The 11945-nt window shown below is 35.9% G+C and carries 10 protein-coding genes and 1 tRNA gene; 3 read left to right on the top strand and 8 right to left on the bottom strand.

Annotated features, from left to right (window positions below):
* The first annotated feature begins 127 nt into the window (after positions 1 to 127).
* Together icd and nth are read left to right on the top strand one after the other, a co-directional pair.
* Positions 128 to 1564, top strand: coding sequence for an isocitrate dehydrogenase (icd, locus tag AAGD50_RS05680; protein WP_141456998.1), 1437 nt, complete (start codon positions 128 to 130; stop codon positions 1562 to 1564).
* A gap of 27 nt (positions 1565 to 1591) precedes the next feature.
* Complete coding sequence (gene nth / locus AAGD50_RS05675) at positions 1592 to 2230, top strand: endonuclease III (protein WP_151807622.1); 639 nt, start codon at positions 1592 to 1594, stop codon at positions 2228 to 2230.
* 117 nt (positions 2231 to 2347) lie between these two features.
* Here the strand turns inward: nth and dapE are convergent, their stop codons facing one another.
* Positions 2348 to 3544 carry a succinyl-diaminopimelate desuccinylase gene (gene dapE, locus AAGD50_RS05670; protein WP_264724001.1) on the bottom strand — a complete coding sequence of 399 codons (1197 nt, stop codon included), beginning with the start codon at positions 3542 to 3544 and terminating at the stop codon, positions 2348 to 2350.
* Positions 3545 to 3586: 42 nt separating this feature from the next.
* Here dapE and AAGD50_RS05665 point away from each other — a divergent pair, with 42 nt between their 5' ends.
* Positions 3587 to 4867: an iron-containing alcohol dehydrogenase gene (locus tag AAGD50_RS05665; RefSeq protein ID WP_006279794.1), complete on the top strand. Its 1281-nt coding sequence runs from the start codon at positions 3587 to 3589 to the stop codon at positions 4865 to 4867.
* Between the two features lie 170 nt (positions 4868 to 5037).
* Here AAGD50_RS05665 and AAGD50_RS05660 read toward each other — a convergent pair.
* The 7 genes from AAGD50_RS05660 to dnaE all read right to left on the bottom strand — a co-directional run bounded on the left by AAGD50_RS05660 (position 5038) and on the right by dnaE (position 11617).
* Positions 5038 to 5110, bottom strand: a tRNA-Met gene (locus AAGD50_RS05660).
* Positions 5110 to 6402, bottom strand: coding sequence for an adenylosuccinate lyase (gene purB / locus AAGD50_RS05655; protein WP_264724002.1), 1293 nt, complete (start codon positions 6400 to 6402; stop codon positions 5110 to 5112). Before purB ends, AAGD50_RS05660 begins: the two co-directional genes overlap by 1 nt.
* Entirely contained in the window at positions 6399 to 6596 is a 198-nt protein-coding gene (locus AAGD50_RS05650; protein WP_246484351.1) for a hypothetical protein, read from the bottom strand. The genes purB and AAGD50_RS05650 overlap by 4 nt, the downstream gene beginning before the upstream one ends.
* A 32-nt stretch (positions 6597 to 6628) precedes the next feature.
* The gene (gene rplI, locus AAGD50_RS05645) at positions 6629 to 7183 is read right to left on the bottom strand and encodes a 50S ribosomal protein L9 (protein ID WP_007548891.1); all 555 of its coding nucleotides are present in this window, start codon (positions 7181 to 7183) and stop codon (positions 6629 to 6631) included.
* Between the two features lie 7 nt (positions 7184 to 7190).
* Complete coding sequence (gene rpsR / locus AAGD50_RS05640; protein ID WP_007548890.1) at positions 7191 to 7466, bottom strand: 30S ribosomal protein S18; 276 nt, start codon at positions 7464 to 7466, stop codon at positions 7191 to 7193.
* Positions 7466 to 8239: a 30S ribosomal protein S6 gene (locus tag AAGD50_RS05635; protein ID WP_155969085.1), complete on the bottom strand. Its 774-nt coding sequence runs from the start codon at positions 8237 to 8239 to the stop codon at positions 7466 to 7468. The genes rpsR and AAGD50_RS05635 overlap by 1 nt, the downstream gene beginning before the upstream one ends.
* A gap of 48 nt (positions 8240 to 8287) precedes the next feature.
* Positions 8288 to 11617, bottom strand: a complete 3330-nt coding sequence (gene dnaE / locus AAGD50_RS05630) for a DNA polymerase III subunit alpha (RefSeq protein ID WP_264724244.1) — start codon at positions 11615 to 11617, stop codon at positions 8288 to 8290.
* Positions 11618 to 11945: the final 328 nt, after the last annotated feature.

The raw sequence follows: 11945 nt of genomic DNA, 5'->3' as shown, positions 1-11945 counted from the left end.
TAATATCATCATATGATATAAAAATACGTTATTAAATAACCGTAAATATACTAACTTGGGTAATATTAGCTACTTGTGCCACTCTATTATTTAAATTAATATTAAATCATTTATAACTAGGGAAGTTATGTCAACACTAATCACAGTTGCATATGGCGACGGTATCGGACCAGAAATCATGGAAGCGGTGCTGTCGATATTGCGCGAAGCAGAAGCGGAAATCTCAATAGATATTATTGAAATAGGGGAGCGTGTTTACAGTAAAGAATGGTCTCACGGAATTTCTCCAAGTGGTTGGGAATCAATTGAAAGGACAAAAATATTATTAAAATCTCCGACAACAACTCCTCAAGGTAAAGGGCACAAAAGCTTAAACGTTGCACTCAGAAAAAATCTAGGGTTGTATGCAAATATCAGACCATGCATTTCATATCATCCTGTTATAGAAAATAAATTCGATAAGTTTGATATCGTAGTGATACGTGAAAATGAAGAGGACGTTTACACCGGAATAGAGCATAGGCTCACTGGTGACTCTTACCAATGCACTAAAATTATTACTAGATCTGGCTCAGAGAAGATATGCAGGTACGCTTTTGAATATGCAAAAAAACACAACAGAAAAAAAGTAACTTGCCTGACTAAAGATAACATCATGAAAATGACTGACGGAACTTTCCATGCCGCGTTTGATCGCATTGCAAAGGAATACCCAGATATAAAGGCAGAACATTATATAGTTGATATTGGAATGGCGCGTGTTGCAACAGAACCGGAGAATTTTGATGTTATAGTAACCGAGAACTTATATGGCGACATATTATCAGATATAGTCGCACAAACCTCTGGATCTGTGGGGCTTGCCGGAAGTAGCAACATCGGGAATGAATACGCAATGTTTGAAGCAGTGCACGGTTCTGCCCCTGATATTGCAGGAAAAAACATAGCCAATCCTTCTGGTCTTTTAAATGCTGCAGTGCATATGCTAATTTACATAGGTCAAGTGGGTACTGCAAAACTAATCTACGATGCATGGCTCAAGACTTTGGAGGATGGAATACACACTGCCGATTTATATAAGGAGAAAAGAAGTAAACAGAAAGTTGGTACCAAAGAATTTGCAGAAGCTGTTATAGATAATTTAGGAAAGAAACCTGCTGAGCTTATAATTGGCAGTGGTTCGGATAGTAAAATAAATTTGGATAGTAAAATAAATAAAGTACAAGACAATTACGAACAAGATTACAAAGTTAAAAAGCTAGTGGGTAGTGATATAACTCTCGCTTGGGACAAATCCAGTAATGTTGATCAAATAGTAGGATTATTTGAATCAAGTAATCTGCAAATGATAGCAATATACTCAAAAGGACTTGCGATTTGGCCAGGAAACTCAAAACCTTCAAGTGACCAAATAACCTGTAGGTTTATCGCAAATAATGAAAAGCAAGCTATTACAAATAGTGATGTAAATAACTTGCTAATCAAACTCGAAGAACACAATTTTGACGTGGTGAGAATGGACAAATTGTATTTGTATGATGGGAAAGAGGGGTTCTTTGTTTAAATATTTAAAAGAGGTGTGGTAAATGAAATGGACTCAAAAAAAGTAGAACTAATATTTGAAAAGTTTCAACAATCAAATCCTGCGCCAAAAATAGAGCTAAATTATACCAATCATTTTACGTTACTGGTTGCGATAGTTTTATCAGCGCGGACAACTGATGTAAGCGTTAATAAAATTACAAGAGAACTATTTAATATCGCTGATACGCCAGAAAAAATGCTGAGCTTTGGGCAGAGTGAGCTGAAAAAATGCATAAGCAGTATTGGTTTATATAATTCCAAAGCAAAAAATATAATCGGGCTTAGTAAAATATTGGTAGAACGATACAACAGCAAAGTACCTACTAATTTTGATGATTTGGTGTCTTTGCCTGGAGTGGGGAGAAAGAGCGCTAATGTGTTCTTAAATTCGGGGCTTGGCATTCCAACATTGGCAGTTGATACTCACGTTTTTAGAGTGAGCAATAGAATTGGGCTTGTGAAAGAAAAAGATGTGTTTAAAACAGAGCAATCTCTTTTAAATGTGGTTCCCAAAAAATACCTGCTTTATGCTCATCATTGGCTAGTTTTGCATGGTAGATATGTTTGCAAAGCACAGAAACCTTCGTGTGAAACGTGCATAATTCATGATTTATGTGAATTTAAGTGCAAAAGGTATAAAGTCTAGTATTTCTTCTTTTGTCATCCAAGTAGCTATAGAAACGAAAAAACTTACTTGACACATTTTGCTGGAATGACACCAGTTGTTATTCAGACAACAGTTATGCAAGAGATCTGATTACATCTAAGCTAACAATGGACCACTAGATATATTACTAACTACGTTGACCTGATTCAATATTTTATTAGTGGGATTGAAATAATTTTCTATAAATTCCTTATATATAGCTGTTAACTTGTGTATATCGTTTACTGATACGCATTCGTTTATCTGATGTGCAGTTTTGTTGATTATACCAAATTCAATCACTGGACAAACATCTTTGATAAACGCAGCGTCAGATGTGCCACCACTTGTGCTCAGCGCAGCATCAATACTGGTAACTTTATTTATTGCATCAAGCATAATATCAGTATTCCTATCGGGAGTAGAGAGGAAAACGTCCCTGCTGCTATGCATAGAAAGCTTATAATCGTTAGTTACACTAGAGCATATTTCATCAATCAGCTTATATAGGCCACCCGGTGTTTGTTCATTGTTATATCGAATGTTAAAACATGTAGTTGCTGAACCAGGTATTAGATTGCTAGTATTATTTCCAACATCGATAGTAGTAACTTCGCAATGTGAAGGCTGAAAATATTTATTACCACGATCAAAAGTAGTATTTTTTACCTTACTCAATATCGATATTACCTTATATATTGGATTGTCTGCTAGGTCTGGGTAGGCAACGTGCCCTTGTTTTCCATGGCAAATTAATTCAAATGTTACAGAACCTCTTCTGCCTATTTTTATGGTATCACCTAATTTCTCACTACTGGTTGGTTCAGCAACCACACAGAAATCCACCTTTTTTTGCTTACTTTTCATCCATTCCAAAACTGCCTTTGTTCCATATTCTTCCGTGCTTTCTTCAGCACTGGTAATCAATGCACTTATCGAACCATTAAATTGAAACTTCTCTGCAATCAAATTTACCATAGCAGCAATAAACGCAGCTACTCCGCTTTTCATATCAGCCGCCCCTCTTCCATATAATATACCATCCCTCACTTCTGGATTAAATGGACCAAATGCCCAATCTTTTAACTGACCCGGTGGTACAACATCAACATGCCCAGCAAAGCACAAATTTGGTACTCCATTTATATATTTCGCATAAAGATTTTTAACTTTATCACCAAACTCTAAAATTTCACAATCAAAGCCGCTCTTCTTGAAGATTGTTGCTATATACTCTATTGCCCCGCTGTCTTCTGGTGTTATACTCTCAAAAGAGATCAATTTCCTAGTTAGCTCTACAGGGTCAATTTTCATGTCAATCTTAAAATACTTATACTGCTATATTGTAAACACTCTATGCACTATTTAAAACAAATATTACATCAAACCGAACAAACTTTTCTAAGGGAAGTAATAACAGATTACTACCTTGCTGATGATATCTATGAAATATGCACACGACACGGAAATGACGTCTTTCTAGTTGCAGATAAAAATACAGCAAAACTTTTAAACAAAAACGTACTTAATAAAATTCCTAACTTAATTATTCCAGCTCCACCTGTCATTCCAGCGCGTGACACTGGAATCCATAAGTTGTTTTCCTGGATCCCAGTGTCAGCTACTTGCATGACACCAAGCAGAGCTGCCTCTCTTGAAACCGTAAATCTAGTTAGAAACAAAGCAAAAGACAGTGACTTAATAGTTGCATTTGGTAGCGGCACTGTTAACGATATCTGCAAATATGCAAGCTACCTCGAGAAAAAAGATTATATATCGTTCCCAACAGCCGCTTCTATGAATGGATATACCTCTGCAAATGCTTCAATATTAGTAAATGGATATAAAAAATCGTTCAAAGCACATCTTCCAAGAGCAGTATATATAGATATAGACATACTTGCCAATGCACCACTGCGTCTCACATTAAGCGGATTTGCAGATTTCATTTGTCGTTCAACAGTTCAGGCTGACTGGCTACTATCTCATTTGTTGCTTGGCACAGAATACAATGAATTACCTTTTACACTTGTTCGCGATTTGGAGCAAATTTTGCTAAGAGAGTATACGGCGCTTACTAAAAGAAGTAGAAAAGTGGTCCTATTACTTATGGAAGTTCTACTAATTTCAGGACTTGGAATGGTAATATCAAAAGGCAGCTATTCTGCAAGCCAAGGAGAGCATATGATAGCTCACGCAATGGAAATGGTAACAAGAGATCATTCCTTACTACATGGCGAAAAAATTGCTGTTACGACGATTACCATGGCTAATTTGCAGGAAAAGATATTATCAATACAAAACCCGATTATCAAACCGACCACTTTAGATGTAAAACATATAACTCAGTGCTTTGATAATATCGAATTTGTAAGAACTTTTGAACAGAAGCAAATTATGCAGCAAAAAATCCAAGAGATTATTTGTAAAGAATGGCATAATATTTCCAGTTTAATTAAGCAAAATTTACTACCTGCAAAACACCTGCAAAAAATATTTGAAGATCTATCAATTCCACACTTACCAGAGCACCTCAGTTGGAATAAAGAACAATATTGTAAAGTGGTCGATCTTGCGTTTACAACAAGAGATAGATTCACCTTTCTTGACTTAGCTAACTGCATAGAAGAAAGTTAAGTTTTGTAGTGAAATTCTGTCATTTAAAGAGATCATAGGCCAAAAGCTAAACCCTTTTCACAATTTCTTATCCATTGTCTCTTCACCTGAGTGGATACACAACTCACTCCAAGTAGTTGACACTGGGTTTCACCAATAGCACTATCTTGCTAAACATAGTTTAGTGCAAGTGGCTGAGGAGGGACTCGAACCCCCGACCAAGAGATTATGATCCTCCTGCTCTACCAACTGAGCTACTCAGCCTAATTGAAAACCTTGCTATACATGTGACCTACATGTTTTGTATAGTATTTCAAATCAAACAAAGATTCAAGTTTTTCCGAGTTAATAACCTTAAGTAAGAGTTTATCTTGTTTCAATTCGGCCAGAAAATCACTGTTGTTTTGTTTCACTTTCATTGCATTGCTCTGAACAATTTTATACGCCTCTTCCCTCGCCAAACCACTATTTACTAACTCAAGCAATACACGCTGTGAGAAAACTAAACCTTTTGAAGAATTTAAGTTCTTTTCAATGTTTTCCTTATTGATCACCAATTTATCTATCAAATCTGTTAATCGCACTAAAGCAAAATCCATTGTTATACAAGCATCAGGAGCAATGCATCTTTCCACAGACGAGTGTGATATATCACGTTCGTGCCACAATGCAACATTTTCTAACGCAGGAAACACATAGCTGCGTATTAAACGTGAGAGCCCAGTTAAATTTTCACTTAAAATAGGATTACACTTATGCGGCATAGCAGAACTCCCCTTTTGCCCAGTGGAAAAATGCTCAGAAATTTCGCCGATTTCAGTTCTTTGCAAATGACGAATTTCAATTGCAATATTTTCCATTGAGCTTGCAATCACTCCCAAAACTGAAAAGAACATGGCATGTCTATCACGAGGAATGATTTGAGATGATATGGTTTCAGGTATGAGTCCCATTTCTTTCGCTACATACTCTTCAACAAACGGATCAACATTTGCAAAATTGCCTACCGCACCTGATATTTTACAAATTGAGATTTCTTTTTGCGCGCTAATTAATCTCTGATAATTGCGTTTAAATTCAGCATAAAATCTGGCAAATTTTATTCCAAGAGCTGTTGGTTCTGCATGCATTCCGTGACTGCGTCCAACACAAACAATATCTTTATAGTCCTCAGCTTTTTTTTTCAATGCTGCAAGTAAATTTTTTAGATTCTCGAGCAAAATATCACAGGACTCTTTCAGTTGCACCGCAAGGCATGTATCCAAAACATCAGAACTTGTCATTCCATAGTGGAGATAACGAACATCAACTCCCGCTTTTTCAGCAACATATGTCAGAAAAGCTATAACATCATGTTTTACAATGGATTCAATTTCGTTGATACATTCAACATCAAATTCAATAGCACCAGAGAGGTTCTCAGCAATATTATTCGGAATCACTCCTAACTTTGCTTGAGCTTCACACGCTAATTTTTCTATTTTAAGCCATATATTAAATTTATTATTTTCCTCCCAAATGGAAGACATTTCTTTTCTGCTATAGCGGGGAATCATTTTTGATTTATTCCAATAATGGTGTCATTCCAGTGCGTGACACTGGAATCCAGATATAAAAGTATTTGCAAATTATTCAATGGACAACGGATTCTAGAAGCATAAAATAATGTCCATGATGAAATAAACTGGATCCCAGTGTCACGCACTGGGATGACAGGAGGGGAGCACTGGGATGACACCAGCTTAGCCATGGCAGACATTTCTTTTCGGCTATAACAAGGGATCAGCTATCATCACCATCAGCAGCTTCTTTATTCGCATCTTGCTCTGCCTCTTGTTGCTCAGATTTCTGATTTTGCAATTTTACTTGCCTTAGCTCATTTGCATCTGTTTCGGATTTCACGACGTATATAGTAATTGGTACTACTACTTCACTATGTAATTCTACGTTTACTTGGTATTCACCCAAGTTTTTGATGCTTATTCCACCAAAAGATAAACTACGGTGATCTATCACATGTCCTTCTTGTAGTAAAATTTTCGCAATTTCACGTGTTGTTACAGAACCAAAAATTTTACCATCCTCTGAAGCTTGCTTTATTAATACCACAAACTTATCATGTAGTGACAACGCAAGCTCTTTTGCTACATTTAATCTTTTTATATTCTCTTCTTCCAGTAATAAACGTTGCTCCTCTAGCTTTGTTAAATTTTCCTTGGTAGCTTTCACCGCTTTTCTTTGTGGAAAAAGAAAATTACGTGCATAACCTGGTTTAACTTTGACAACTTCACCAAGCTTACCTAAAGTCCTTATATTTTCCTTTAAAATTATCAACATAAATTACCTAAACTTTTTTAGTACAGTAAGGAATAAGAGCTAAAAAACGTGCCCTTATAATCGCTAAGCGTAACTTCCTTTGTTTTTTTGCACATACGCCTGTTAATCTTCTAGGTAATATCCTACCATAGTCAGAGGTAAACTTGGATAATAAATCTATATTCTTATAATCTATGTCTTCATCTTTAGACGCAGCAAGAGGGCAAACTTTAGAACGCCTAAAGCCAGTCCTATTATTTACAGATACGTAAGAATTATTAAAACTATTTCGTCTTTTCATCATTATGCGCTTTGCTCCTCAATTTGTTTATTCATCATATGAGATTTACCTTCAAAAATTTTATCAACCTGCACAGGAAAGTGGCGAATAACGTTCTCATTAAGTTTCATTCTACGCATAAATTCATCCAGAATGCTTGCAGTAGAACTTATGCACATTATACAATAATGACCGCTCTTCATTTTATTTTTGTGATATGCAAAATCCAAAAGACCCCAATGTTCATACTTGATTAATCCTGATGCTTCAATGTTTTTCAAAAGCATTTCCAACGCTTTGCTCGATTGAGTTGGACCGTTTATTCTAAAATCTTTCAAAATATCTTGAAAAATCTTTATTAGATGTTCTGAAATATTTCTCTTCAAAGCATTTACTGCGTTATGGATAAACGCACTTTTAGTACTGCCTCCTAGAAATTTTGTAAAATCTTGCATTATTCCTAAATCTTTTAGGTCATCTTTCAACTCTTTATCGATTTTTGACTTCACTTCTTTCAAATTTGAAAGATCTTCTTCCAATTCAACCCATAAAATTTTTGTAAGATCTTCCAAGAAATCAGAGTAAGCAACTAGACCTTCTTTAATGTTTTCAGCACGCACTTCTAACTCTTGTGTTGTAAGCTTGTCATTTCCTTTTTTCAGAATATCCCTGATTTGCTGGAACATAACATCTGCTTTAATATTTTTCAATGAAACAGCTAGCTCTTGGACCATCTCCTCTACTTCTTGCTGTAACAATCCTTGTTGTGCTATAAAAGTAAATTCATAAAGATTCACTATATCTTCCTTTAATACCGATTAAATATTTCATTATATAAAGCTTTTTTATATAAGCAAGTTATTTGTATTAATTTCTACGCCTTTAATCCAGCTTAAGTTAGATATTTCATAAATAACTTGAGGAGCAATTGAGTATGCACCTGGTAATAAGATGCTCACTTTATGTTTTTCGAGAAGAAGTTTTAGCATTATTTTGGTTCTGCCTTCATCTTTCAATATTGTGTTTAATTCCATAGCGGCTTTTTGCGAATCCGTGCACTCAGTGGTGAGAACTAATTCTTTTATTATAGAAGTGACTCTTTTTGTAAACTCAGATATATCCTTGCCTGCTAATCTTGTCGTATTTTCCGAAGCTTCAAGATCAATTATCACAAATGTTCCTGGTGAAAATAAATCTCTTTTTTCTTCTATTATTTCATTATTATAGAATGCTATTTCAGAAACGTTATGGGGATCAGAAAGTGTAAGGATAACAAACCTTCCACGCTCTGAAGTTCTCATACGTGCATTTAATATTACCCCAGCAGTTTTTGCTGTTCTATTTTCTCCGATAAACCCAATATTTAACTTTTCCAGAAGAGTTCTAAATTTTTCAAGTGGATGATTAGTTAAATAAAATCCTAGTGAAAATAACTCATGTTCTAATTTTTCCTCCTCATCAAAATCTTCCACATTCTCAAGTTTCGGTTTGAGGACATCAAGACTACCAAACAAAGCAGCTTGACTTGATTCTCTATCCTGTTTGTTTTTATTTGCAAAGTAAATCAGCATGTCCATTGACTCATATAGCTGCTTTCTGTTCTTATGCACGCTATCGAATGCTCCGGATTTAATCAGGCTTTCTAGCGCTCTCTTATTTATTATATGACCTGAATTTTGAATGAATTCCCATATGTCCTTACAAGCGCTTGAACGTACGTTCACTATTCCTTCCGCTATAGAAAAACCAACATTCCTCAAGGCAGCAATACCATAACGTATGCGTTCATCCTCTATTGAGAATTCAGCTTGAGACTTGTTTATATCAGGTGAAAGAACGGTAACGCCACTAAACTTTGCTGCATGATAAAATAAATTCAGTTTATCTCTATCATCAATATTCAGATTCATTAGTGCTGTAAAAAATTCTAATGGATAATTAGCTTTAAGGTAAGCCGTTTGATAAGATATAACCGCATATGCTGCAGCATGAGATTTATTGAACCCATAACCAGCAAATTTTGCAACAAGGTCAAAAATATAACTTGCCCTGTCATAATCAACGCCATTCTTCGTTGCCCCTTGGATGAAAAGTTCACGTTGTTTATCCATCTCTTCCTTGATTTTCTTACCCATGGCACGTCTTAGCAAATCTGCTTCTGCGAGACTATATCCAGAGAGAATACGCGCTATTTCCATCACCTGTTCTTGGTAGATTATTACCCCAAACGTTTCTTTTAATATTCCCTCAAGTAATGGATGAATATAATCTGGCTTTTCAAGTCCATGTTTTCTTGCAACATAAGTTGGAATGTTATCCATAGGTCCTGGACGATAAAGAGAGATTAAAGCGATGATGTCCTCGATGCAGTCTGGTTTTAACTTGATTAAAGCTTCTCTCATTCCCGAACTTTCAAGCTGGAACACTCCAATTGAATCACCGCTAGAGAGCATCTCATAGGTTTTTTGATCATTCAAAGAAACTGAAGAAATATCGATCTTTTTTCCATCACGATTAATTAAACGACATACATGATCTATTAGCGTTAGCGTACCAAGCCCAAGAAAATCAAATTTTATTAGCCCAGCTTTCTCCACATATTTCATGCTGTATTGAGTGATTGGCAAAGCTGAATTTGGATCATAATACACAGGAACAAAATTTTCCAACTTTTGATCACATATTACAATTCCAGCAGCATGGGTTGAAACGTGACGATATATCCCTTCAAGCTTAAGAGATATATCAAGAAGCTTTGCAATTACCTCATCACTATCTCGTTCTTTCTGCAGGTTTTGATCAAGCTCTATCGCTTGCGATAAAGTTACAGGATTTACTGGATTAAATGGAACCATTTTAGATATTTTATCCACTTGAGAGTAAGGCATTTGTAATACCCTCCCAACATCACGCAATACTGCCCTTGCCTGCAATTTTCCAAAAGTGATTATTTGAGCAACATAACCGTACTTTTTCTGAACATAATCAATAACCAGGTCTCTTTTTTCCTGGCAAAAATCAATATCAAAGTCAGGCATCGATATACGATCAGGATTCAAAAATCTTTCAAATATTAGGCCAAACTTTATTGGATCAAGGTCTGTAATCTGCAAGCCCCAAGCAACAATTGATCCAGCACCAGAGCCTCTTCCTGGACCAACTGGAATGCCATTTGCTTTGCTCCAACGAATGAAATCAGAAACTATCAAAAAGTAGCCAGCGTAGTTCATCGAAGTTATCACACTCAGTTCGTAATTCAGCCGATCGTAGTATTGTTTAAGGTCTATGTCTGTCTCATTCGCAATACGGAATTCTAATCCTGCAACTGCCTGCTCCCTCAGTTCTTCATTCTCAGTTTTATTTTCTCGACAAGGAAATTTAGGCAAAATAGGCTGCCTGCTTCTTGGCATGTAAGAGCACCGCTTAGCTATCACTAAAGTGTTATGAATTGCTTCGGGAATGTCGCTGAACAGCTCCTCCATTTCTGCCACAGACTTGAAGTAATGCTCGGTAGTTAACTTCTTTCTATTATTCTCCAGGGCATAACTCCCCTCCGATATACACGTTAATATATCATAAGCCTCATAGTCAGACCTATTTGGAAAAAATACATCGTTCGTTGCAACTAGTGGTATATTGCGCTGATAAGCAAAGTCTATCAAAGCTTCTTCAAGCTCTAGCTCTTTATTCAGCCCATGACGCTGCAATTCAACATATAAATGACCATTGAATGCTGAAAGCAGTTTTTCAACCGTTTCTTTATCTTGCCCCAACAATAGTTGAGCCAAACATCCACCGGTTAAAGCGATCAGACCCGTACTTAAATTCAATAGCTCATCAAAATCAACGTAAGGAATATCGCTGTTATTCTTGCGCTTTCTAAAAGACTCACTCACCAAAGTGACTAAATTAGTGTACCCTTGCTCATTTTTTGCAAGCAATAATATAGGTAAATTTTGTTCTGAATGTTTAACTATAATATTGCATCCTATTATTAGCTGTATTCCCCTACTTGCCGCATATTCTGCAAACTCAAGTGAACCAAATAAATTACCTGAATCAGTAATTGCAACCGCTGGCATTTTATTTCGCAAACAAAGGCCGATCAGCTCCTCAATTTTAACCGAGCTTTCAAGCAGCGAATAAACACTATGAACACGCAAGTGTATGAACATAAAAAACTTTAGATCAACAAAAAAGGATAACATTAATTTACTCATGAGAACATAATTTTCATGAGAACAAAAGCCTATAAAATTCTAAAATTAAAATACAAAAACTTACTTGACACCCTTCGCCAGCGCCCTTATCATGATAGTGAAGCTATTGTATTTGCTTTCGCCAATCTGCAGATTAAAAGGTAAGGATTACTTAATGTATCGGCGTCTTATGTTCAATTTTTTGCAGTATATAGATACTGTATGTCTTTACAAAACTTCATCTACATGTAGATTTTTATCTAAATAAGCTGAACGCGCTTATAAAGCGTTACAAGACATCAAA

This window comes from Wolbachia endosymbiont (group A) of Apotomis capreana (assembly GCF_964027025.1).
GTDB classification, from domain to species: Bacteria; Pseudomonadota; Alphaproteobacteria; order Rickettsiales; family Anaplasmataceae; genus Wolbachia; species Wolbachia pipientis.
This window is presented reverse-complemented; position numbering and strand designations above follow the sequence as displayed.